This window comes from Streptomyces sp. NPDC027672 (assembly GCF_055566335.1).
Map to the genome: position 1 here is coordinate 55,400 of NZ_JBVHSO010000002.1, position 21,555 is coordinate 76,954.

Sequence of the window (21,555 nt, forward strand, 5' to 3'; positions counted from 1 at the left end):
CTCTGCCCTTGGCCCTGAACCCGTCCTCTCCCCTTGGAGGAACGCCGTGCGCCTCACCCGTACCGCACGCGCCGCGGCCCTCGGTGCCGCCGCGCTGCTGCTCGCCGCAGCCTGCGACTCCTCCGGGTCCGGCGGTCCCTCCGCCACCGGCCTCCACCCGCCGGACCTGAAGGCTCCGGCGGCACTGGGCCGGACCGAGGGCCAGGTCAACCTGATCGCGTGGGCGGGCTATGTCGAGGACGGCTCCGACGACCCCCACGCCGACTGGGTCAGCGGTTTCGAGAAGCGGACCGGGTGCCAGGTCCGCGCCAAGGTCGCCGCCAGCTCGGACGAGATGGTCAAGCTGATGAAGACCGGCGCGTACGACGCCGTCTCCGCCTCCGGGGACGCCTCCCTGCGCCTGATCGCCTCCGGTGACGCGGCCCCCGTCAACACCGCCCTGGTCCCGAACTACAAGGACGTCTTCAGCGGGCTGAAGAACGACCCCTGGAACTCCGCCGAGGGCCGAATGTACGGCATCCCGCACGGCCGGGGCGCCAATCTGCTGATGTACGACACCGAGAAGGTGCGGCCCGCGCCCACCTCCTGGTCGGCCGTCTTCGACGGCGCCGCCCGGTACAAGGGGCACGTCACCGCCTACGACTCGCCGATCTACATCGCCGACGCGGCCCTGTATCTCAAGTCCGCCAGGCCGGAGTTGAGGATCGAGAACCCGTACGCGCTCGACCGGAAGCAGTTCGACGCGGCCGTGGCGCTGCTGAAGCGGCAGAACGCGAACATCGGCGAGTACTGGAGCGACTATCTGAAGGAGGTCTCGGCCTTCAAGAGCGGCGACTCGGTGCTCGGCACGACCTGGCAGGTGATCGCCGGCCTCGCCGCCGACGAGGGCGCGAAGGTGAAGACGCTGGTGCCCAAGGAGGGTTCGACCGGCTGGTCGGACACCTGGATGGTCTCCAGCAAGGCCAAGCACCCCAACTGCGCCTACAAATGGCTGGACTGGATCGTCTCGCCCAAGGTCAACGCCCAGGTCGCCGAGTACTTCGGCGAGGCACCGGCCAACTCCCGGGCCTGCGCGGAGACCGAGGACGAGAACTTCTGCGCGGCCTACCACGCGGCCGACGAGGGCTACTGGAAGAGGATCGCCTTCTGGAACACGCCCATCGAGCAGTGCCTGGACGGCCGCAGGGACGTGACGTGCGTGCCGTACGCCGAGTGGGTCCGGGCCTGGACCGGGATCAAGGGCTGAGCCGTGCCGACCGACGTGCCGGCCGCCGCCGGCCGGGGCACCGTCCGGCGGCTCGCCTCGCTCCTGCACCGCGGGCCCCGGCTGCGGCTGACGCTCCTGCTCACCGCCCCGCTGCTCTGGCTCACCGTCCTCTACCTCGGCTCGCTGGCGGTCCTGTTCGTCTCCGCCTTCTGGACGACGGACTCCTTCACCTCCCAGGTGGTGAAGGTCTGGTCGACGGACAACTTCCACGCGCTGCTGACGACACCGGTCTTCCGGCAGGTCGTCCTGCGCAGCGTCGTGGTGGCCCTCGCGGTGACCGTGCTGTGCGCGGTGCTCGCCTTCCCGGTCGCGTTCTACACCGCCCGCCTCGCCCCGCCGCGCCGGCGTCCGCTGCTGGTGGCGGCGATCCTCACCCCGCTGTGGGCGAGTTACCTGGTCAAGGTGTACGCCTGGCGGCTGATCCTGTCCCGGGGCGGGCTCGCCGACTGGCTGCTGACCCCGTTCGGACTGCACGGCCCCGGCTACGGCCTGCCCGCCACGGTGCTCACGCTGACGTACCTGTGGCTGCCGTACATGATCCTGCCGGTGCACACCGCGCTCGAACAGGTGCCGGCCGGGCTGCTCGACGCCTCCGCCGACCTCGGGGCCCGGCCGGGCCGCACCTTCCGCTCGGTCGTGCTGCCCCTGGTGCTGCCGTCCGTCGCCGCCGGTTCCGTCTTCACCTTCTCGCTGAGCCTCGGCGACTACATCACCGTGCAGATCGTGGGCGGCAAGACCCAGCTCGTCGGCAACCTCGTGTACGCGAACATCGACCTCGACCTGCCCATGGCCGCCGCGCTCGGCACCGTGCCCGTGGCCGTGATCGTCCTGTACCTGCTGGCGGTCCGCCGTACGGGCGCCCTCGACACCCTGTAGGAACCCGGAGGAAGGAGCACCATGCGTCTCGGCCGCGCCGCGCGCATCGCCCTGCGGACCGGCGCCGGGCTCGGTTTCGCGGTGATCTACGCCCCGCTGCTGCTGGTCCTGCTCAACTCCCTGAACCCCGACCGCAGCGCGGGCTGGCCGCCGCCGGGGCTGACCGCGCGGTGGTGGTCGGTGGCGGCGCACAACCCCGGTGTCCGCCAGGCGCTGTGGGTCTCGGTGAAGGCCGGGCTCGGGGCCACCGCCCTCGCGCTGGTGCTCGGCACCCTCCTGGCGTTCGCGGTGGCCCGGCACCGCTTCTTCGGCCGGGACACGGTGTCCTTCCTGGTGGTGCTGCCGATCGCGCTGCCCGGCATCGTCACGGGCATCGCGCTGAACTCGGCCTTCGGCACCGTGCTGGAGCCGCTCGGGGTGGGCCTCGGGCTGTTCACGGTGATCGTCGGGCACGCCACGTTCTGTGTCGTGGTGGTCTTCAACAACGTGGTGGCCCGGCTGCGCCGTACGGCCGGTTCGTACGAGGAGGCGGCCATGGACCTCGGCGCGACCACCTTCCGGGCGTTCACGGACGTCACCTTCCCGCTGGTGCGCTCCGCGCTGCTGGCGGGCGCCCTGCTCGCCTTCGCGCTGTCCTTCGACGAGATCGTGGTCACCACCTTCACCTCCGGTCCCGGCGTCCGGACCCTCCCGCTGTGGATCTACGACAATCTGGCCCGGCCACGGCAGGCACCGGTGGTGAACGTCGTGGCCGCGGTCCTCGTCCTGCTGTCGGTACTCCCGGTCTACGCCGCCCAGCGGCTGTCCGCGGACACGGCCACGTCGAGCCGCGTGTAGGCGCCGGTTCGCGGGCAGCCGCCCGGCACCCCGCCGGGGTCCGCCCGCTCCGGCCGCCTACGATGATCGTGCCGGTACGGGAGGGAAGGGGCTGCGGCATGACGGGTGGGGACACGACGGGCCGGGCGCGGACCCTGCGCGCCTCCTACGAGGCCGCCTCGGCGGTGGTCGCCGGCCTCGGCGACGAGGAGTCGTGGCAGCCGACCGGCTGCACGGGCTGGGCGGTCCGCGACCTCGTCTTCCACTGCCTGGCCGACGCCCGGCGTGCCCTGGTGGCCCTGCACACCCCCACGGACGAGCCCGCCGACCGGGACGCGGTGACGTACTGGCGGGACTGGCGCCCGGACACCACCGGGGCGGCGCACGGCCGGCGCTACGCGCGGGTCAACGGCAGCATGTTCCTCGACTTCGGGCAGTTGAAGGAGGCGTACCTGGAGACGCTGGCGGCGGCCGTGCACGCGGCGGAGCAGGCCGATCCCGGGCGCCGGGTGGCCACGCAGGGGCATGTGCTGACGGCCGGCGACCTGATCACCACGCTCGCGGTGGAGGCGACGGTCCACCATCTCGACCTGACGGTGGCCCTCCCGCTGGCCCCGGGCCCCTCACCCGAAGGGCTGGCCGCGGTGCGCGCCACCCTGGACGGGCTGCTCGGCGGCCCCGCCCTGCCGGAGTGGAGCGACGCCCACTACGCGCGCGTGGGCACCGGCCGGGCCGCACTGACCGACGCCGAGCGTGCCGCGCTGGGCCCGGTGGCGGACCGGTTCCCGCTGTTCGGGTGAGCGAGGGCCGGCGGCCCGCCGGCCGCACGTCCGACCCGGCGACACGCGGGCACGGTGTCCGCGCGGTGCGGGGCGGCCCGGCCGGGAGGATGGAAGCCTGCGGCCATGAACATGCCTCCCAGCGTCAACAGCTACGTCGACCGGGTCACGGCCGGGCCCGGCGGCGCGATGACCGACGAAGCCGGCGTCCTCACCGGTGACCTCACCGTGGCGACCCTCCTCCTGCCGGACGGCCACAGCGTGCGCGTCGCCGTGCAGCACTACGGCGACGACACCTGGTACACCCTCTCCGGGAGCCCGGCCCCGGTGCCGGCCGGCCGGCTCGCGGCGTACCACCGGGACCTGCTGGGCCGTATCCGGCGCGGCGGCGGCACCCGCGCCAGCTGAGCGGGCGGGGCCCGTCCTCGGCGTGCGCGCGGCGGGGCGGCCTTCCGTAGGCTGAAGGAGTCCGGTCCTCGGGCCGGAAGGTCTGTCACGGGCAGGAGGCGGTCGTGATCGAACTCGCCGCGGTGTTCGGCGTCGCGGGAGCGGCGAGCAACGCCGTGGGCACCGCGTTCCAGCGCAAGGCGGCCTCGGCCAGCAGCCGCGGCGGACTGCGGCTCCTCGCGGAGCTGGTGCGCCGGCCGTACTGGGTCATCGGCATGGCCGGGGTGATCTGCGCCGCGCTGTTCCAGAGCCTGGCCCTGGTCAACGGTCCGCTCGCGCTGGTCCAGCCGCTGTTCATCCTGGAACTGCCCTTCGCGCTGCTGGTCGGCGGCGTGCTGATGCGCCGGCGGCTGCCGCGCTCGGGCTGGTGGGGCGTCGGCGGCTGTGTGACGGGCCTCGCCGTCCTGCTGGTGGCTGCGGCCCCGCGCGGCGCGGCCGACCAGGCGCCGCTCGCCCGGTGGATCCCGGCGCTGGTCCTGGGTGTCGCCGTGATGGGCGCCGCGGTGCTGCTGGCCGGCCGGGGCCGCCCGCCGGCCCGGCGCGCGGCCTTGCTGGCCGCCGCCTCCGCGACCGGCAACGCCCTGACCGCGGCCCTGCTGAAGTCGGCCAGCGGCACCTTCGCCGACCACGGCCTGCCGGCGTTCCTGCGGTCCTGGCAGACGTACGGCTTCGCGCTCGCCGGTGTCGCCGCCGTACTGCTGCTGGAGAACGCGTTGCAGGCCGGTCCGCTGGCCGCGGCGCAGCCCGCGCTGACCATCGGGGACGCGGTGGTGAGCCTGGCCCTCGGCATCACCCTCTTCGGCGAACGCGTCCGCACCGGCTGGTGGCTCGTGCCCGAGGCGTGCGGGGCCCTGCTGATCGTCGTGGGGGTGCTGGTGCTCAGCCGGGCCGTGCAGCGCATCGTCGTGCTCCCGGCGCCCGCGCCGCAACGGGACGCGGTCTCGTGAGGCCGCTCAGGGAGCGGTGACCAGCGGGGGCACGCCCCAGTCGGCGACGAGTGCGGTGCGCAGGGCGCGGACGGCGTCCGGGCCGACGCGCTCCACCAGCACCGACTCGATCACCCCGATGGTGGCCTGCGCGCGCTCGTGCACGCGCAGGCCCTCGGCGGTCATCCGGATCAGCCGCCGGCGCGCCGAACCGGGATCGGGTTCCTGCTCCAGCAATCCCATGCCGATCAGGCCGTGCACCGCCTGGTGGGCCGTCTGCCGGGTGACGCCGATCCGCCGGGCCAGCTCGGAGACGGTGGTGCCGTCGGAGTCGAGCATCGCGAAGACGGACGCCTGCGCCGTCGTCACCGGCTGCTCGCCCGCCGCCTCCATGCTGGCGAACAGGGCGTCCTCGAACCAGCGGCGGGCCTCGGACAGAAGCTGGGGCAGATGGGCGGCGCGATGGCTCATGGCTCCTCGGAGGTTCGGGCACCCGGCGGTACCCGGCGGATTATCCCCCGGCGCAGTGCCGTACGACGAACTCGGCGGTCCGTGTGAAGCAGCGCTCGGCCTCCTCCTCCGTGAGCCCCACCCACAGGTGGTTGCCGCCGGGCACCTTCACCTGCTCGACCGGTACGCCCGCGGCCCGCAGCGCCGTCGCGAGCCGGTCGCTCTGCGCGCAGGGCACGAACTCGTCGCCGGTGCCGTGCAGCAGCAGGAACGGCGGCGCCCCGGGCGTCACCCGCAGCGCGGGGCTCGCGGCACGGGCCGGGCCGGGCGCGGCGGCCGGGGCGGCGCCGAGCAGCAGCGCCTCGCGGGTGGCCGGGTCGTGCGGGTCGAAGCGGCCCGTCGGGTGGTCCTCGGCGAGGCGGGTCAGATCGGTCGGCGCGTACCAGGTGACGCAGCCGCGCACGGTCGCCGCCGGTCCGCCGGGGCCGGGCGCGGCGGTGAGCGCGGTCAGCGCGGCGAGATGACCGCCGGCGGACTCGCCCCAGAGCACCACGCGGTCCGGGTCCACGCCGAGCGCGCCGGCCCGGTCGCGCAGCCAGACCAGCAGCGTCCGCAGGTCGTCGAGCTGGGCCGGGAAACGGGCCTCGCCGCTGAGCCGGTAGTCGGGGCAGACCACGGCCACACCGGACCGGACCAGCCGGGCGAACGGGCCGGGCGTCCAGTGCCGGAACCGCGGGCCCGGGTCGTCGCGCCGTCCGGTGCGCCAGCCGCCGCCGTGCACGAAGACGACGACCGGGAGCGGGCCGGCCGCCGGCTCGGGCAGCCATACGTCGGTCTCCAGCGGCCGGACGCCGTCGGGTACGGCGTACACGGCGGCGCGCAGCAGCCGCACGCCGGGCGCGGGCCGGGCCGGCGGCGGAAGCGGCAGCCGGGCCGGGTCCGGCGGCGCGGGGAGTGCGAGGGGCGAGGCGGGCGCGTCGGCGGACGCGGACGCGCCGGTGCCGGGAACGCTGTGGTCCGGCACGGGGTGCGGGGGGATCGGGTTCTCGGTCGGCATGGCGGGTTCTCTCGGTGGGCGAGGAGCGGGTACGGGGTCCGGGCGTTGTCGGTGGCCGGTGAGCACCACGTCGGCGCACGGCAGCGGCTCGGGCGCGGAGTCGAAGAACGCGGTGCACGGCAGCGGCTCGGGCGACGAGTCGAAGGACGCGGCGTGCGCCCGGGCGGCCTCGGTGGGGGTCCGGCAGCAGTCGCTGCCGTACAGCAGCCGGTCCGGGTCGGCCGGCCCGAGCGGGGCGGGCGCCTGGCGCGGGAGGGCCCCGCCGGCCACACCTAGACCTACGGCACGGCCGTCAGCTCCCGGTGCGCCACTGGTGGTCGGGGAGGAAGCGGACGTCGTACTGCTGCGGCACGGTCCCGAACTTCTCCGGTTCGGGCACGAACGGCCGGGCCGGCAGGCCGAGGCCGTCGGCCGGTGTGCCGAGGGACTCGAAGAACCGCTCGAACGTGCCGCCCGGTCCGGCTGCCACGCCGACGACCTGCGAGTGGTGGCGTTCCATGCGGTAGGAGTGCGGGCAGTTCTTCGGTACGAAGCCGAAGTCGCCGGGCGTGAGCAGCTTCTCGTACTGCTCGCCTTCGAGGTCCTCCACGAAGAGCCGTACGGCGCCCTGCGTGATGTAGAAGACCTCGTAGGTGTCCGCGTGGGAGTGCGCGGGGATCAGCTCGCCCTTGGGTCCCTCGCAGGTGAAGAAGTTGAAGGTGTTCTCGGTCTGCTCGCCGCCCGCGTAGACCGTGACGAGGTCACCGAAGAGGTGCGCCCGGTCGCCCAGGCCCTTCTCGATGAAGTAGGGCTTGCCCGGCTCCGGCGGGATGAAGGAGCGGGACCGGTAGCGGGTGGCGTATTCGATGGTCATGCGGAGCCTCCGGTTGGTGCGCTGACTAATGTCAGGCTACCTGACATAGCGCGCGTGGCCAACGGTGCGGAGGACCCCGATTCCGGTCCGGTGCCGTCAGCGCCGCCGGACGAGCCGTACCTCCTCCACGCCCAGCAGCCCGAGCAGCGGCACCCTGCCGACCCGCTGCCCGGGATCGACCGTCAGCCCGGAACCGCGGATCAGGTCCAGCAGCAGCTCGGCCAACGGCATCACCATGTGCCGGCCCCAGCAGCGCTCCGACGCGTGCCCGAAGGGCAGGTAACCCGGGGTGGCGTCCGGGTCGAGGGTGTCCCAGCGCTCCGGGCGGAAGGCGTCCGGTTCGTCCCAGAGCGCGGGGTCGCGGTGGGACAGCAGCGGCAGCAGCAGGACGTCGTCCCGGGCGCCGATCCGGCTGTCGACCGCCGGGTATTCGGGAGAGGCGTTGCGCAGGATGTTCCAGGAGGGCGGCAGCAGCCGCAGCGACTCCAGGATGATGTTGCGGTGGGGTGTGCCGTCGTCGAACGGGGCGCCGAGCCAGAGCGCGTTGGCCACGAGCGTGGAGACGGTGAAGCACACGGGGGCCGCGGCCCGGCGGTAGACGCCCATGGCGTACCGCCGCTCCTGGTAGCCCCGGGCCCGCGCCGCGCGGTCGGCGAGGCCGGTGAGCCGGGCGTCCGGCCGGGGCCAGCCGGGCAGCGCGGCGCCGACGCCGATCACCGACCAGGTCAGCTTCGGGGTCAGTTCGAGGGTGCGGCTCATCAGCATGCGCAGCCGGCGGGGGTCCTGGCCGAGGATGAGATCGCGCAGGAAGAGGTGTCCGGTCAGCGGCCAGGGGCCGGCCAGGTCCACGTGCCGGGGCAGCGGCCGGGCCAGCGCCTCGCGGACGTCGTTGCCGATGGTGCGGGTGACGGCGGACGCCTCGGCGCGGCTGATGGAACGCCCGTGCAGCGGCTTGAAGGTGGGCCGTTCGGTCTCGGTGGCCCGGCGCGCGGCCAGGATGCGGTCGGCGACCTCGTGCCCCGCGACGCCGATGGTGTCCGGTTCCAGCCGGAAGACGTCCCGGCCCAGGTGCTCGCCGATGAGGGCGGCGAGGCGCGGCGCGAACACCGTGGTGCGCGCCGGCGGGGCGGATGACGACGGCATGGCTCCTCCAATACGGGGGCGGGGCGGGGGTGAGGCGGGGCGAGGGAAGGACGCCGCTGCCCGGCCGGACCGCGGCGCGGTACGACCGGACAGCGGTGTCAGCGCCTGTGCGCGCGGCGCGGGATCAGTACCACAGGTACCAGGCGTTGGCCTTCAGGCTCTTGGGGGCGGCGACCCGGTTGCGGATGGCGAAAAGGAGCTTCATGGCGGCACCTCCTCTCGGGGGGCGGAAGGGTGACACGCGGCGACTCCGGACGGAACCGGTGAAGATCACGTGTCGACGGCCTCCGGAACCTGCCCAAGATCGTTGACCACTTAATCGCCAGGGCGCCGAAAACCTCGCCGACCAGTCGTTTTCAGACTTTCGCCGGCCAACGGCACTCCGGTCCGACTCTCCGCGCCGACGCCTGCGAGCCGCGCTGCGAGTGAGGTCGACACCCCGGCGACGGCCGTGCCGAACGCCCGGATGCCGGACAGCCGGTCACGGGGAGCGGACACGCGCCGACCCCGCCGCGGCCCGGCCCGGCGGACGGGAAGTTGGCCGAATACGTACGCTCATACGCCCGGAGCCGCCACACGGACGGCCTCTCGATGCCCGCGCGATCCGGAAGCGTCGCTTCAGCTCTCCGTACGACCGTCTCCCGTACGGCTGCCGCCCGTACCGCCGCCTCCCGTACGGCCGCCATCCGTGCGGCCGTCTTCGGTCTGGACCGTGGCCGGCTCGCCGGCCTCGGAGACGACGAGGTCGAGCAGGCCCGGGAAGCGGGCGTCCAGGTCGTCGCGGCGCAGCCGGTTCAGCCGGCGGGTGCCCTCGTCGCGCTGACGGATGACGCCGGCCTCGCGCAGCACCTTGAAGTGGCCGCTCTGCGTGGACTTGCTGACCGGCAGCGCGAACGTCGTGCACGCCAGTTCGCCGTCCGGGCCGACGCCGGCGAGCCGGGCGACGATGGCCAGCCGGACCGGGTCGCCGAGGGCGGCGAGCACGGTGTCGATGCGCAACTGGTCGCGGTCGGGATGGACGAGCGGGGTCGCGGTACGGCTGGCCATGCCACCAGGGTACCCAAGCATGTTCGGTCGTCATGAACATCCTTGGGTTCATGTTCAGCTTCTCCGAACATCTGCTATGTTCGCCGAACTTGAACATGAACGGCTCTCCGAACGCACCCGCACCCTGTCTCCGGGAGGCACGCATGCCGCTCCACCGTCCTGTCGCCGCCGCGCCCTCCCGAGGGCCGCTCGATCCGGGGCGCCGGCTGCGGTTTCGGGCCACGGCCTACACCCTGCTGGTGCTGCTGACCGGCACCAACCTGCCCACCCCGCTGTACCGGGGCTACCAGGCGGAGTTCGGTTTCTCGCCCCTGGTCGTCACGCTGGTCTTCGCCGTCTACGTCGCCGTACTGATCCCGGCCCTGCTCGTCGCGGGCCCCCTCGCGGACGCGGTCGGCCACCGGCGCGTGCTGCTGCCGGCGGTGGCCGTGGCCGCGCTGGGAGCCCTGGTCTTCGCCCTCGCGCGGGACACCGCGTGGCTGTTCGCCGCCCGTGCCTTGCAGGGCCTCGCGCTGGGCGCGGCCTCGGGCCCGCTCACGGCGGCGCTGACGGAGCTGGAACCACGCGGCGACCAACGCCGGGCGGCGCTGGTCTCCACGGTGGCCTCCGTCGGCGGCCTCGGGCTCGGCCCCGTGCTGGCCGGCCTGCTCGCGCAGTACGCGCCCGCGCCCCGGGTGCTGCCGTTCGCCGTGGAGATCGCGCTGCTGGTGCCGGCGGCGGCCGCGGTCCGGGCGCTGCCGGCCGGGCGCTCCGGCGTCCGGTGGCGTCCGCGCCGCCCCGGTGTCCCGCGTGAGCTGCGGGCGGTGTTCGCCACCAGCGGTACGACGGGTTTCCTCGCCTTCGCCGTGACCGGCCTGTTCCTCGCCCTGGTCCCCGCCTACGCCGCCACGCTCTCGGGCAGCGGCAACCTGGTGCTGGGCGGCGCGGCGGTGGCGCTGCTGCTGTGCTGCTCGGCGCTGGCCCAGCTCGCCGGTCACGGCAGGCCGTCCGGCACCCTGGAACGCGCCGGTCTGCCGCTGCTGGCCGCCGGGCTGGCGCTGCTGGCCCTGGCGGGCGGTGTCTCCTCGCTGCCGCTGCTGCTCGCCGCCACCGTGGTCGCGGGAACCGGTCACGGGCTGGCGTATCTCGGCGGTCTCAGCGCGGTCAACCAGGCGGCGCCGGCCGGCCGCCGCGCCGATGTGCTCTCCACCTTCTACGTGATCATCTATCTGGGGGTCGGGCTGCCCGTCATCGGGGTCGGCTTCCTCGCCTCGGCGACCGGCCTGCTGCTCGCCGTCCAGTCCTTCGCCTGCGTCGTCGCCGTGCTGTGCCTGGTGGTGCTCGCGGCCCTCGGCCGGACCCGCCGCCGCGCGTCCGGTCCGGTGCCGGGCGGCGCCGACGGCGGGTCCGGCCGGCCTCATCTCACGCGGCGGGCCGGGGGCAGGTGACGTCACCGGCCGGCAGGTGCCCGGTCGCGAAGTAGGAGTTGACCGTGGCGTCCACGCACGCGCTGCCGAAGACGCCGTAGACCGCGTGCTGGTCGGCGTCGCGCAGGGTCACCAGACGGGAGCTGGGCCAGTCGCGGTGCACCGTCTCGGCGTTCCGGTAGAGGGTGCGCGGGTCGCCGGTGGCGTTGACGAGCAGGGCGGGCAGGTCGGCGCGGACCGCGGTGGGGCGTTCGCGCGGCGGCGCCCAGAACGCGCAGGGGTTGATGTTGTGGCTGACGGGTGTGAACAGCCGGTCCCCGGTCCCGGCGCGGCGCAGGTCGCGCCAGTACGTCTCCGGGTCGCGGGGTGCGGTCCCGTCCGCGCACAGGGTGGCCGTCTGCGCGCTGCCGTAGGCGGAGTCGTGCCCGGTCAGCAGGAAGTCCAGGGTCTGGGCCAGCCACGGGGACGGCGAGACCGTCCGGCCCTCGGCGGCCTGCCGCACGTCCCTCACGGCCTCGGCGAACTGGCCGTAGGCGGTGGGATTGTCCTGCGAGAGGCCGTTGAAGACGACGACCGGCAGGATGTGTCCGTCCACGCGGTGGCCGCCGAGGCGCAACGGGGTGCGGGCGGCGGCCGCCCGGACCGCCTCGACGGTGTCCAGCACGGCGCTCGCGGTGCGGCCGAGCCCGTAGTCCGCGTCGTGCGCGGCGGCCCAGCCGGCCCAGTCGCGCAGGGCGTGCCCGTTGGCCTCCTCGGTGCCGCGCAGCAGCCGGGGGCCGTAGGTCGCGGGGTCCACCACGCCGTCCAGGACGACCCGGTCGGTGCGGCCGGGGAACATCGTCGCGTACACCTGGCCCAGGTAACTGCCGTAGGAGTAGCCCAGGTAGGAGATCCTGCGCTCGCCCAGCGCGGCGCGGATCACGTCCATGTCGCGCGCGGTGTTGCGGGTCCCGGCGTACGGCACCAGGTCGCCGGCGTGGGTACGGCAGCGGCGGGCGAGGTCCGCGGCGAAGCCGGTCATCCGGTCGAAGCCGGCGCGGCCGGTGCCGGCGCCGCGGACCATGCTGCCGGTGGGCCAGTGGCAGTCCAGCGGGGTGCTGCGGCCGACGAAGCGGGGGTCCACGCCGATCACGTCGTAGCGCGCGGCCACTTCGCGCAGGGCGTCGTGCACGTAGGGCGGGTCGCCGAGCGTCTGGCCGCCGGGGCCGCCGCTGTTGAGGAGCAGCGGGCCGACGCGGTGGGCGGTGTCGGTGCCCCGGATCCGGGAGATGGCGACGGTCAGGGTGCGGCCGTGCGGACGGTCGTAGTCCAACGGGACGGTGACGTCGGCGCATTGGGCACCGGCCTGTTCCAGTTCCCGGCCGGTGGCGTCGTCGGGCCCGAGCAGGCAGCTCTTCCAGTGGAGGCGCTGGTGGTGGTAGCGGGCGAGCGGATCGCCGGCCGGGCGGTCCGCGGCGGGTGCGGTCTGTGCGGCTGATGCGACGGACGCGACTGAGGCGGCGGGTGCGGTGGCCGACTCGGCAGGCGCGGCCGTGGTGGCTGATGCGACAGGCGCTGCTGATGCGGCCGTAGTTGCGCCCAGGGACAGGGTGCCGGCGAGGGTCAGGGCGAGGGTGGCGGCCCGGGCGGCGCGGCGCCGTGGGCGGGGTCCGCCGCCTGGACGGGTGACGCGGGTCATGCGGGGGTCCTTCCGTTGGACGCGCCCTCACAGAGGGCCGTGTCGACGATGGCGAGGAAGTCCTCTTCGGCCTCGAGCGTGGCGGGCACCTCGGTCAGGGCGACCGCGGCGGTGCGCCCGCCGGGGCCGCGGGCGACCAGCGCCCGGTGGCCGCCGGGCACGGTCCCGGCGTGGCCCCACCAGGTGCCGCCGCAGGACAGCGGTGAGGAGATCAGGCCGAGCCCGTAGCGGGCGCCGGGCCAGAGGCGGTCGGGGTCGGCGGCCACCGTCCGCCGCATCTCCGCGAGTTGGTGTGCGGGCAGCAGCCGGCCGGTGAACAGCGCGGTGGCGAACCGGGTCAGGTCGGCCGGGCTGGACACCAGGGCGCCGCCGACGCCGCCGAACGTCGTGTTCCAGGCGGTCCCGTCCACACGGTGGCCGTCGGCCGAGGTGAAGTAGCTGTGCGAGTGCGGGCCGTTGATGCGGGGCTCGTCACCCGGCCAGTAGGTGTCGCGCAGGCCGAGCGGCGCGATGATGCGGCGGGTGATCTCGGACTCCGGGCTGTGTCCGGTGACCGCGCGGATGATCAGCCCCGCGATCAGGTAGTTGGTGGTCGCGTAGTGCCAGGTGTGCTCCGGGCGGGGCAGTCGCAGGGCGCGGGCGATGAGCCGGCGCGGGGTGAAGTGGCGGTACCGCATCCGCTCGGGGTGCTGCCACTCGGGCGCCTCCAGGTAGTCGGGCAGTCCGCTGGTGTGCCGCAGGAGCTGCCGTACGGTGATCCGGCGGCCGTCGTAGCCGCCCGCGCGGATCAGTCCCGGGAGGTAGCGCTCGACGGGCGCGTCCAGGGAGAGCCGCCGCTCGGCGGCGAGGCGCAGGACGACGGTGGCGGTGAAGGTCTTGGTGACGCTGCCGGCGCGCAGCCGGTCGGTGGTGTTCATGGGGCGGCCGGTGCGCAGGTCGGCCGTGCCGTCCGTCGCCGTCCAGCGGGCGCACGGGGCGGCCGGGTCGGGGCCGGTGACCAGGACCGCGGCGCCGGTGATGTGGTCGTGTGCCACCAGGTGGCGTACGGACCGGGTCACCTGCGGGTGCGGGGCGCACGTGCCGGGCGCGTCGCGGGACGGCTGCGCGACGGCGGCCGGGGCCGCGGTGAGCAGGCAGGCCAGGGCCAGGGTCAGGGCCACGGGGCCGGTACGACGGCGCCGCGCGGGGGTCGGTAAGTAGATCGCCATGGCGCTCCACGCTAGGCAGCGCCCGGGGCGTCCTCACTCCGGCAGGCAGGCGGATCCGCAGGGGGCCGGCCCCCGTGCGGGAGGGGAGGAAAACCCCCGGCGCCGGCCCGCCCGCCGGCCGCGTGCGCCCAGCGAACCGGTTCCCGTGCAGACCAGTGAGCCGGTGGGCGCACCGGTGCCCGTACCGCCCGGTGAGCCGATCGCCGCACCGATATTCGTACAGGCATACCAAGGGTGAACGAGGGGTTGTTGTGCCGCCGCCGGGTCCGGGTCCTGGCACTCTGCTGGGGACGATCCGGCCCGCATCCGGCCGGGCCGGGCGACAGCGGCCACGGGTCCGCTCTGTCGCCGCCGAGGGCGGGCAGGACGGTGGAGGAAGTGATGGACGGTTCCGCCGCGTCCCCCGGTCCGCCGGACGGGGCGCGCCGGAGGGTGCCGCGGCACGTGGCCTGCGTGATGGACGGCAACGGCCGCTGGGCGGCCCAGCGGTCGCTGCCCCGTACGTCGGGCCACCGCGCGGCGGAGACGACGGTGATCGACGTCATCGAGGCGGCGCGGACGGCGGGCGTGGAGTGGCTGAGCCTGTTCGCGTTCTCCACGGAGAACTGGCAACGGCCCGGCCCGGAGGTCGAGTTCCTGATGCGGCTGGTCCGCCGTGTGGTGCGCAGGCACGCGCCGCTGCTGCACGTGCGCGGGATCCGCTGCCGGTTCCTCGGGGCGACGGATCCGCGCATCCCGCCGCCGCTGGCCCGGGACTTCGCCGATCTGGCGACCCTGACCGGCGAGAACCGGGGCATGACGCTCACCGTGGCGTTCGATCACGGCGGACGCCGGGACATCGTGGCGGCGGCCCGGTCGCTGATCCGCAGCGGAGTGCCGGCCGAGGACGTGGACGAGCGGTGTTTCGCCGCCCATCTGCCCTTCCCCGACACACCCGATGTGGACCTGGTGATCCGGACCTCCGGTGAACAGCGCATCTCCAACTTCATGCTCTGGCAAGTCGCCTACGCGGAGTGGATCTTTCCGCCGGTCCTGTGGCCCGACTTCCGCGCGGAGCACTTCCTGGAGTGCCTGCACACCTATCAGCAGCGCGACCGCCGCTTCGGTGGCGTACCGCCGCACGTGAACGGAGAACGACGACCATGACGGAGACGGACAGCGACGAGCCCACGCACCCCGACGGCGGTGCCCCGGCCGGTGCCGGTGCCGGTGCGAAATCCGGTGCCGGTGCCACGGCCGGTGCGCGGGACGGTGCAGGCGCGGGCGCCGGCGACCCGGCGGACACCGGCCGGCTCTTCGGCGCGGGCAGCCGGTTCCACGGCTTCTTCAACGACCCGCGCTGGGCACCGGCCATGGTCCGGGCCACCGTCCTGGAGGCCGCGCATCCGCAGATCGGCGCGGCCCTGATCGACAACTCCACGTTCGTGGCCCATCCGTGGCGGCGGCTGCGCAACACGGTCGTGAGCCTCCAGCGCATGTTCGGAGCCGACGACGAGGTACGGCGCAGGGAGGCGGCGCGCCTGAACCGGATGCACGCCCGGCTGAAGGGCACCGACGCGGACGGCCGGCCCTACGACGCGATGGACCCGGCGGTGCGGGCCTGGGTGGTCGCGACCCTCTTCGAGAGCAGCGTCACGATGTGCCGCCTGAGCGGACAGCCGCTGGAGCAGACGGTCATCGAGGAGCTGTACGCCGAATTCCGGGCGTACCTCGCCGTGTTGGACGGCGACGCCGGCCAGCTTCCGCCCACCGTGCAGGAATTCTGGCCGTACTTCGACCGGGTGGTCGAGGAGGAGCTGGAGAGCACCGAGGCGGTGCGCATCATCCTCTACCGGCTCTTCGACCACCTGCCCGCCCCGCCGCTGCTGCACGGCCTGCCCACCCTGTGGGCGGCGGGCCGGGCGCTCGCCGGACCGCTCGTCGGCGTGGTCACGGTGGCGTCGCTGCCGGAACCCTTCCGGCGGCACGCCGGGCTGCCCGAACTGCCCGGCGCCCAGACGCTGATGCAGGGCGCCTATCTGGGCGCCGGTCTCGCCCGGTTCCTGCCGGACGGCTGGATCCGCACCGACACCCTCACGGACCTGCTCTCGCTTTCCCCCGGCTCCCCCGACAGCGACGACCCGCGGGCCCGGACGCTCAGCGCGCTCCGGGACCGGATGAAGCGGGCCGGTGCCCTGGTCCGGCTGATCACCCCGCTGCCGCCGGAACCGGAACCCGGCGACGCGCAGGGGACGCGGCGCGGCGCGGAGGAGTTCTTCGCCACGGTGCTGGACCAGACCGGGGACGGCTACCTGGACTGGCCCGACCTCGCCGCCATGGCCCGGGAACTTGCCGGCCGGCTCGACCTGGACGAGCCGGCCGAGACCCGGCTCTACGACGCGTTCGCCGACTGGTGGCGGGAACTCCAGGCGGCTCTCGACACCGACGGCGACGGCCGCGTCAGCCGCCGCGAGTACGCCGAGGCCGTGCCGTCGCTCGCCGGTTCCGCCCTGATCCGGGTCGCCGAGGTCCTCTTCGACGTCACGGACGCCAACGGTGACCAGCGCATCGACGCGGCCGAGTACCGGGCCCTGTTCCGCCGGGGCTTCGGACGTGACCTGGCCGGCGCCGACGGCACATACCCGCGCGGGGCCTTCGTACGGGACTTCCTGTCCTTCATGTCCGGCCGCGAACGCTCGACCCCGTACGACCCGCTGCTCGCCGACGCCTGATCCGGGGCCCGGTCCGGACCCCGCCCGGTCAGCCGAGGCCGAGGACGCTCATGGTGTGCTCGGCCATGCGCCGCTCGCCGAGGGCGTTGGGGTGGACCGGGACGATGTTCTGCCCGAACAGCAGCGGCTCGACCCACCGGGTACCGACGGGCCGGCAGGCGTCGTGCCCGGCGGAAGCCGTGGCGAAGTCCACGTAGGTGGCGCCGGTCTCCTCGGCGGCGCGCCGGACCACGTCGTTGAGGTGGGTCTGGAGGGCGTGCAGGTACGGCACGTCACCGGCGGCGAGGGGCAGTTGGACGAAGCACGACGGGTCGGCCGTCGCCGGGGTGATCCACGGGTAGCCGAGGACGGCGACCCGGGCGTGGGGCGCCTTGGCGCGTACGGCGCGGAGCGCGGTCTTCAGCGCCGGGTAGGTGGTGGCGTCGATCTGGTCGTCGAAGGACGTGCCGTACTTGTCCTTGCAGGGGCTGCCCTTGCCGCCGCTGAAGACGCCCGCGGTGCCGCAGGCGGTCACGGCGTTGATGAAGGTGCCGTTGTCGTTGCCGCCGATCGTCAGCGTCACCAGGTCGGTGTCCGCGGTGAGCGCGTCGGTCTGGGGCGCGACGCCGGGGTACTGCGCCTCGGTGAAGTCCTTGGTCTGGGCGGCGCCGCAGGTCACGTCCGTGAGCCGGGCGCCCGTCCGGCCGGCGATGACGTGTGGGTAGTTCGCGGTGGAGCGCAGACAGAGCGGACTGCCGAGGTCGACGGGCAGGACGCCGGAGGCGGCGCTGTAGCTGTCGCCGAGCGCCGCGTAGCGCAGGGGTTCGGTGGCCTGGGCGGGGGCCGTGCCGAGACCGAGGGCCAGCGCGCCGACGACTGCGGACGCCGCGGTGAGGACACGGCGCAGAGTAGTCATGGGCATGACATTTCCTTCCCGGAAGGGGACACGACGGACGCACCGGCGGGCGTGCGCCAACGGGCATGGCGGTGCCACGAGCTGCACCGGAACGCGAGAACGGGACGGTTCGACCGGGCCGGGGCGGGAGACCGGCCGCGGGATTACCACGGAGTACTACCGATAGGTAATGTGCGGCCGGCGAAACACGGAGTCAACATCGCGGACCGAACTTTTGAAACACGGACCTCCGGACCCGCCCGGGGCCGTCACCCCATCAAGGGGCAATAGTTCGGTTATGCGAAGTTTTACCTGTTTTCCGTGCGGTGACGGTCGCAATATGGGCACCCGAAGGGCAGGAGCACCACTATCCGGAGGCACGCCATGATCGTCCTCGGCATCATCCTGCTCGTCGTCGGCTTCCTCACGGGGATCTCGATCCTGTGGACCATCGGGGTGATCCTGCTGGTGATAGGGGCCATCCTGTGGATCCTCGGGTCCATGGGCCACGCGGTCGGCGGCCGCCGCCACTTCTGGTAACCACGCCACCTCGCCCCGCCCGCGCGCCGGCCAACGGCCCGCGCGCCGGGCGGACGCGCGCGGCGACCGGTTCCGGGGGCGCGTGAACCCGCCGGACCGCGCCGTCGGGCGGGCGCGGGCGGCCGGCGCGGGTGGCCGACGCCGGCTGTCCGGCCGGACGGGGCGCAGCGTCACGCCGGTCCTAATACCGGGCGGGACGTCTTGGTATGGGGCGGCACGGTCCTGGTACCGGGCGGGACGGCGGTGCGCGTACGGACCGCCCTGGCCGCCGGCTGAACGGCCGCGGCCCGCCCACGCACCGCGCACGGGAGCCTGTCCGCGCGGGCGCGGGACCTTCGGGGGCCGGGCCTCCGGGGCGGGACCGCCGGTCAGGGCCGGACACGGGCGCGTACCAGCCGTGGCCTGCCACCGGCGTCTCCCCCACACCACCGGCCCCGGCGCCACGACCGGCGCCGACACGCCCTCTGGCCAGTGACGGCACCGCCCGTCAGCGCGTACCCGTGCGTGGTCGTAACCGCGCTTGCCGTCGACCCCGTTGCCCTGGCCGGCATCCCCCTGGCGCCCCGGCCGCCAGACCCCGCCCTCAGCCGCACCGGCTCCTCTCAGGGCACTGCCCGTCGGTGTCGAGGTGGCCGCGAAGGGGTCGGGGCGGGTCGGTGCCGCCCCGGCGTTCCCCGTCAGGCGCAGGTGCCGGTGGGGCGGGCGCGGGTCACCACGTCGGTGATGCCGGTGGTCGCGTCCAGCCAGACGACCCGGGTGCCGTCGGCCGCCGCCGCGGAGAGCTGCTCGCCCCGGTCGCAGGAGACCCGGGCGCGGTGCGTGCCGTCGCCCGCGCGGTCCGGGGTGAACTGCCACAGCTTGGACAGCGCCGCGTTGCCGGTTTCGGCGTCGGGGGTGCGGGCGACCACCGTCACCGCGGCCGCGGAGGCCGTCACGTCGGCGATGTCGAGGGCGCCGGGGCCGGTCTCCGGACTGAGGTCGGTGATGCCCGAGCCGTCTATTGCGGCGCGGCGCAGGGTGGTGGCGCCGTTCTGGCCGGTGGCGTCGAGCAGCCAGTAGACGCGGTCGGCGGTGAGGGCGGTCGGCCCCAGGCTGGTCTGCGGACCCGCCTGCTGGATCACCGTCTCCGCACCGGTGGCCGTGTCCCGCAGCCGGGTGGTGGCCTCGTACACCGCGGAGACGCGCTGCCAGTCCTGGTAGACGATCCGTCCGGCGCTCACGGACGGGAAGGTCGCCCGGTGGTAGGTGCCGCCGCCGATGGTGACGACGTTCGCGGGGTCCTTCAGGCTCAGGTAGGCCACACCGGCCCGCCCGCCGATGTTGTAGTAGGCGAAGGTCACGAGGTCACCGTCGACGCCCAGTGCGGTGCCGGTGCTGCGGCCGTGCCACAGGGTGCGCACCGGTCCGCCGGCGAGCGGCCGGGCCAGGATGTCCACGCCTCCGGGGCCGTGGGCCTGCCACACCACGGTCTTGCCGTCGGTGGCCGGATTCACGTGGTAGCGGCCGTCGTTGGGGCTCATCAGCCGGAGCTGTCCCTTGCCGTCGGTGCGGCCGGCCCACACCGAGTACGGTTCCGCGCCGGACTCGTCGGAGTCGGCGGCGGCCCACCAGCCGCCGCCCGCGCCGAGCCGCGAGTCGTAGGTGTCGACGCGGGAGAGCAGCACGTCGGAGTCGATGCCGAGGGCCTCCTCCCAGTGCGGGACGATGCCGTGCGCGGTGAAGGCCCGCCGTACGGCCGCGAGTTGCCTGCCACCGGCCTTGAGCTGTTTCGCTGCGGCGAGGACCGCGTCCCGGCCCTGGGTGAAGCCGTCGAGCGGGGTGAGGTATTCGGTGAGCGCCTTGTAGACGACCGCGTCGGCGAGTTCGGGGCCGAGGTCCTCGCGGATGTCCCAGAGTGCGCCGGCGAAGATGGTGGAGTTCAGGTGGACACCGCCGTTGTCGGTGCCGAATCCGACGCCGAGGAAGGAACCGGCGGTGGTGCGCCCGTCGTTGAGGTCGCGGATGGCGCAGGCGCGCGGGTCCTTGGTACGGCACAGGGTCTCGCCGAGGAGCCCGGAGTCGGGGTCGTCCATGGGGAGGTGACGGACGTCCGCCTCGATGGCGTTGCCGAAGTAGTCGGCCAGCGCCTCGTTCACGGCGCCGGACTGGCCCGCGTACACCAGGTCGGCGGAGTGCTGGACGACGGCGTGGGTCATCTCGTGGCCGACGACGTCCAGGGCGGCGGACAGCGGGCGGTACTCGTCGTCCCCGGAGCCGTAGACCATCTTCTGGCCGTCCCAGAAGGCGTTGACGTACGGCTGTCCGTAATCGGTGGCGCCGACCAGGGAGTTGACGGTCATGCCGTGTCCGTCCAGGCCGTCCCGGCCGAACCTGGTCCGGTAGTGGTCGTAGACCTGTCCGGCGGCCCAGTGGGCGTCGACCGCGCCGGACACGGTGGCGTCGGTGCCGAACAGCGGGGTGGGCGAGGCCATTTCCTCCAGGCCGTCGGGCCAGGCTCCGGACAGGTCGCTCGCCCAGCGGTCGCGCGCGTCCCAGGTGGCGAGGACGTGACCGGGATCGTCCTCGCCCTGGACCCGGGTGCGGTCGCGCAGCACATAGGCGTCGCGGGTGTCGTCGTGGGTGACGGCGAGCGGCACGGTGGTGCCGTCCAGCCGGACACCGGAACCGGTCGTCGCGGACCCGTCGCCCAGCCGGACAGCGGAACCCGTCGTGCCGGGTGCGGGGACGGCGGCCGGGGCACGGCCCGCGCCGTCGCGGGAGGTCGTGGTGGTCCAGGCGGCCTTGGTGCCGGGGGCGGCGAACGTGCGGACACCGCTGTACTGGAGCACCGGATAGCCGGCCCGGGCGTCGATGTACACCTCGCGCAGCACCGGTTCGCCGGATGCCGGGCCGGTGCCGCGGACGGTGATGTGCCGGGTGAGGATGCCGGTGCCCCGGGGTACGACGACCAGGCCGTGCGAGGTCCCGGTGAGCGGCGTCGCCGCGTCCCCGCCGACCGGCCCGGCTGCGAGATCGCGCCGTACGGAGTCGACCGCGCGCTCGACCGCCAGGGTGTCGCCGATCCCGGCGGCCGTGCCGGTGCGCAGTCCGCCGAAGTACCGGCCGGAGGTGCCGGTGACGATGCGGCGGCCGTCCCGCTGCTCCATGCGGACGATGTACTGCCCGCCCAGGACCGGCACCCCGTGGTACGTCTGCCTCAGCCGCACGGTCCGCCGGTCCCCGGAGACGAGCGTGCCCGCGGGCTCCAGGTCCCGTAGCGGGTCGGCGATCCGGTAGCGGTCCGCGCGGCCGGCGAGGTAGGCGCGCGCGGCGTCCGCGGCGGTACGCGCCGTGGGTGCCTGCTCCCGGATGCCGTCCACCAGGGCGGGCGTCGCCGGGTCCCGGGGGCCGGGCGGCGCGGCGGCGCCGGCGGGTGCCGCCGGAACGACGAGTGCGGCGGCCCCCAGGAGCGCCGCCGCACCGGACAAGAGGTTCCGC

General features: G+C 74.4%; 20 protein-coding genes. 10 read left to right on the top strand and 10 right to left on the bottom strand.

Annotated features, from left to right (window positions below; genetic code table 11):
- Positions 1–46: 46 nt before the first annotated feature.
- From ACZ4SV_RS04785 to ACZ4SV_RS04810, 6 genes are all read left to right on the top strand, one after another.
- A complete protein-coding gene (locus ACZ4SV_RS04785) occupies positions 47–1,246 on the top strand; it encodes an ABC transporter substrate-binding protein (RefSeq protein WP_468001419.1) in 1,200 nt (399 codons plus the stop codon).
- 3 nt (positions 1,247–1,249) lie between these two features.
- The gene (locus ACZ4SV_RS04790) at positions 1,250–2,143 is read left to right on the top strand and encodes an ABC transporter permease (protein ID WP_468001421.1); all 894 of its coding nucleotides are present in this window, start codon (positions 1,250–1,252) and stop codon (positions 2,141–2,143) included.
- 21 nt (positions 2,144–2,164) lie between these two features.
- Positions 2,165–2,980: an ABC transporter permease gene (locus ACZ4SV_RS04795; protein ID WP_468001423.1), complete on the top strand. Its 816-nt coding sequence runs from the start codon at positions 2,165–2,167 to the stop codon at positions 2,978–2,980.
- Between the two features lie 98 nt (positions 2,981–3,078).
- The gene (locus ACZ4SV_RS04800) at positions 3,079–3,759 is read left to right on the top strand and encodes a maleylpyruvate isomerase N-terminal domain-containing protein (RefSeq protein WP_468001425.1); all 681 of its coding nucleotides are present in this window, start codon (positions 3,079–3,081) and stop codon (positions 3,757–3,759) included.
- Between the two features lie 105 nt (positions 3,760–3,864).
- A complete protein-coding gene (locus tag ACZ4SV_RS04805; protein ID WP_365882801.1) occupies positions 3,865–4,146 on the top strand; it encodes a hypothetical protein in 282 nt (93 codons plus the stop codon).
- Between the two features lie 104 nt (positions 4,147–4,250).
- Complete coding sequence (locus ACZ4SV_RS04810; protein ID WP_397934789.1) at positions 4,251–5,132, top strand: DMT family transporter; 882 nt, start codon at positions 4,251–4,253, stop codon at positions 5,130–5,132.
- Between the two features lie 6 nt (positions 5,133–5,138).
- Here ACZ4SV_RS04810 and ACZ4SV_RS04815 read toward each other — a convergent pair whose 3' ends face one another.
- The 6 genes from ACZ4SV_RS04815 to ACZ4SV_RS04840 form a co-directional block, all read right to left on the bottom strand.
- Positions 5,139–5,582 (bottom strand): MarR family winged helix-turn-helix transcriptional regulator, encoded by a 444-nt coding sequence (locus ACZ4SV_RS04815; RefSeq protein WP_397934791.1) that lies wholly within the window; start codon positions 5,580–5,582, stop codon positions 5,139–5,141.
- Between the two features lie 40 nt (positions 5,583–5,622).
- A complete protein-coding gene (locus ACZ4SV_RS04820) occupies positions 5,623–6,888 on the bottom strand; it encodes an alpha/beta hydrolase fold domain-containing protein (RefSeq protein ID WP_468001428.1) in 1,266 nt (421 codons plus the stop codon).
- Between the two features lie 22 nt (positions 6,889–6,910).
- Positions 6,911–7,471 (bottom strand): quercetin 2,3-dioxygenase, encoded by a 561-nt coding sequence (locus ACZ4SV_RS04825; RefSeq protein WP_468001430.1) that lies wholly within the window; start codon positions 7,469–7,471, stop codon positions 6,911–6,913.
- A 96-nt stretch (positions 7,472–7,567) separates the two neighbouring features.
- Positions 7,568–8,614, bottom strand: a complete 1,047-nt coding sequence (locus ACZ4SV_RS04830) for a cytochrome P450 (protein ID WP_468001432.1) — start codon at positions 8,612–8,614, stop codon at positions 7,568–7,570.
- Between the two features lie 124 nt (positions 8,615–8,738).
- Positions 8,739–8,855 carry a tryptorubin family RiPP precursor gene (locus tag ACZ4SV_RS04835; RefSeq protein ID WP_468001434.1) on the bottom strand — a complete coding sequence of 39 codons (117 nt, stop codon included), beginning with the start codon at positions 8,853–8,855 and terminating at the stop codon, positions 8,739–8,741.
- 377 nt (positions 8,856–9,232) lie between these two features.
- Positions 9,233–9,661 (bottom strand): ArsR/SmtB family transcription factor, encoded by a 429-nt coding sequence (locus ACZ4SV_RS04840; RefSeq protein ID WP_468001436.1) that lies wholly within the window; start codon positions 9,659–9,661, stop codon positions 9,233–9,235.
- Positions 9,662–9,804: 143 nt separating this feature from the next.
- On the opposite strand from ACZ4SV_RS04840, the gene ACZ4SV_RS04845 reads away from it, so the two are divergent.
- Positions 9,805–11,088 (top strand): MFS transporter, encoded by a 1,284-nt coding sequence (locus ACZ4SV_RS04845; RefSeq protein WP_468001438.1) that lies wholly within the window; start codon positions 9,805–9,807, stop codon positions 11,086–11,088.
- Here ACZ4SV_RS04845 and ACZ4SV_RS04850 read toward each other — a convergent pair.
- On the bottom strand, positions 11,063–12,745 hold the full coding sequence (locus ACZ4SV_RS04850; protein ID WP_468001440.1) for an alpha/beta fold hydrolase: 1,683 nt from the start codon (positions 12,743–12,745) through the stop codon (positions 11,063–11,065). The two genes, ACZ4SV_RS04845 and ACZ4SV_RS04850, sit on opposite strands and share 26 nt — an antisense overlap.
- Complete coding sequence (locus ACZ4SV_RS04855) at positions 12,742–13,953, bottom strand: serine hydrolase domain-containing protein (RefSeq protein ID WP_468001442.1); 1,212 nt, start codon at positions 13,951–13,953, stop codon at positions 12,742–12,744. Before ACZ4SV_RS04855 ends, ACZ4SV_RS04850 begins: the two co-directional genes overlap by 4 nt.
- Positions 13,954–14,334: 381 nt before the next feature.
- Here ACZ4SV_RS04855 and uppS point away from each other — a divergent pair, with 381 nt between their 5' ends.
- Positions 14,335–15,099 carry a polyprenyl diphosphate synthase gene (gene uppS, locus ACZ4SV_RS04860; RefSeq protein ID WP_365941902.1) on the top strand — a complete coding sequence of 255 codons (765 nt, stop codon included), beginning with the start codon at positions 14,335–14,337 and terminating at the stop codon, positions 15,097–15,099.
- Positions 15,096–16,664, top strand: a complete 1,569-nt coding sequence (locus tag ACZ4SV_RS04865; RefSeq protein ID WP_468001444.1) for an oxygenase MpaB family protein — start codon at positions 15,096–15,098, stop codon at positions 16,662–16,664. The genes uppS and ACZ4SV_RS04865 overlap by 4 nt, the downstream gene beginning before the upstream one ends.
- A 28-nt stretch (positions 16,665–16,692) precedes the next feature.
- On the opposite strand, the gene ACZ4SV_RS04870 is transcribed toward ACZ4SV_RS04865, so the two are convergent.
- A complete protein-coding gene (locus ACZ4SV_RS04870) occupies positions 16,693–17,565 on the bottom strand; it encodes an SGNH/GDSL hydrolase family protein (RefSeq protein WP_468001446.1) in 873 nt (290 codons plus the stop codon).
- 357 nt (positions 17,566–17,922) lie between these two features.
- Here ACZ4SV_RS04870 and ACZ4SV_RS04875 point away from each other — a divergent pair, with 357 nt between their 5' ends.
- Positions 17,923–18,078 (top strand): DUF6131 family protein, encoded by a 156-nt coding sequence (locus ACZ4SV_RS04875; RefSeq protein ID WP_365877571.1) that lies wholly within the window; start codon positions 17,923–17,925, stop codon positions 18,076–18,078.
- Between the two features lie 677 nt (positions 18,079–18,755).
- Here the strand turns inward: ACZ4SV_RS04875 and ACZ4SV_RS04880 are convergent.
- Positions 18,756–21,545, bottom strand: coding sequence for a M4 family metallopeptidase (locus ACZ4SV_RS04880; protein WP_468001448.1), 2,790 nt, complete (start codon positions 21,543–21,545; stop codon positions 18,756–18,758).
- Positions 21,546–21,555 lie beyond the last annotated feature (10 nt).

What these genes read in the sequence shown, in the direction of transcription:
- ACZ4SV_RS04865 (WP_468001444.1), top strand. Translation starts at nt 15,096, where the DNA reads ATGACGGAGACGGACAGCGACGAGCCCACGCACCCCGACGGCGGTGCC.
- ACZ4SV_RS04830 (WP_468001432.1), bottom strand. Translation starts at nt 8,614, where the DNA reads ATGCCGTCGTCATCCGCCCCGCCGGCGCGCACCACGGTGTTCGCGCCG.
- ACZ4SV_RS04850 (WP_468001440.1), bottom strand. Translation starts at nt 12,745, where the DNA reads ATGACCCGCGTCACCCGTCCAGGCGGCGGACCCCGCCCACGGCGCCGC.
- ACZ4SV_RS04870 (WP_468001446.1), bottom strand. Translation starts at nt 17,565, where the DNA reads ATGCCCATGACTACTCTGCGCCGTGTCCTCACCGCGGCGTCCGCAGTC.
- ACZ4SV_RS04805 (WP_365882801.1), top strand. Translation starts at nt 3,865, where the DNA reads ATGAACATGCCTCCCAGCGTCAACAGCTACGTCGACCGGGTCACGGCC.
- ACZ4SV_RS04875 (WP_365877571.1), top strand. Translation starts at nt 17,923, where the DNA reads ATGATCGTCCTCGGCATCATCCTGCTCGTCGTCGGCTTCCTCACGGGG.
- uppS (WP_365941902.1), top strand. Translation starts at nt 14,335, where the DNA reads ATGGACGGTTCCGCCGCGTCCCCCGGTCCGCCGGACGGGGCGCGCCGG.
- ACZ4SV_RS04855 (WP_468001442.1), bottom strand. Translation starts at nt 13,953, where the DNA reads ATGGCGATCTACTTACCGACCCCCGCGCGGCGCCGTCGTACCGGCCCC.
- ACZ4SV_RS04800 (WP_468001425.1), top strand. Translation starts at nt 3,079, where the DNA reads ATGACGGGTGGGGACACGACGGGCCGGGCGCGGACCCTGCGCGCCTCC.
- ACZ4SV_RS04795 (WP_468001423.1), top strand. Translation starts at nt 2,165, where the DNA reads ATGCGTCTCGGCCGCGCCGCGCGCATCGCCCTGCGGACCGGCGCCGGG.
- ACZ4SV_RS04840 (WP_468001436.1), bottom strand. Translation starts at nt 9,661, where the DNA reads ATGGCCAGCCGTACCGCGACCCCGCTCGTCCATCCCGACCGCGACCAG.
- ACZ4SV_RS04815 (WP_397934791.1), bottom strand. Translation starts at nt 5,582, where the DNA reads ATGAGCCATCGCGCCGCCCATCTGCCCCAGCTTCTGTCCGAGGCCCGC.
- ACZ4SV_RS04845 (WP_468001438.1), top strand. Translation starts at nt 9,805, where the DNA reads ATGCCGCTCCACCGTCCTGTCGCCGCCGCGCCCTCCCGAGGGCCGCTC.
- ACZ4SV_RS04825 (WP_468001430.1), bottom strand. Translation starts at nt 7,471, where the DNA reads ATGACCATCGAATACGCCACCCGCTACCGGTCCCGCTCCTTCATCCCG.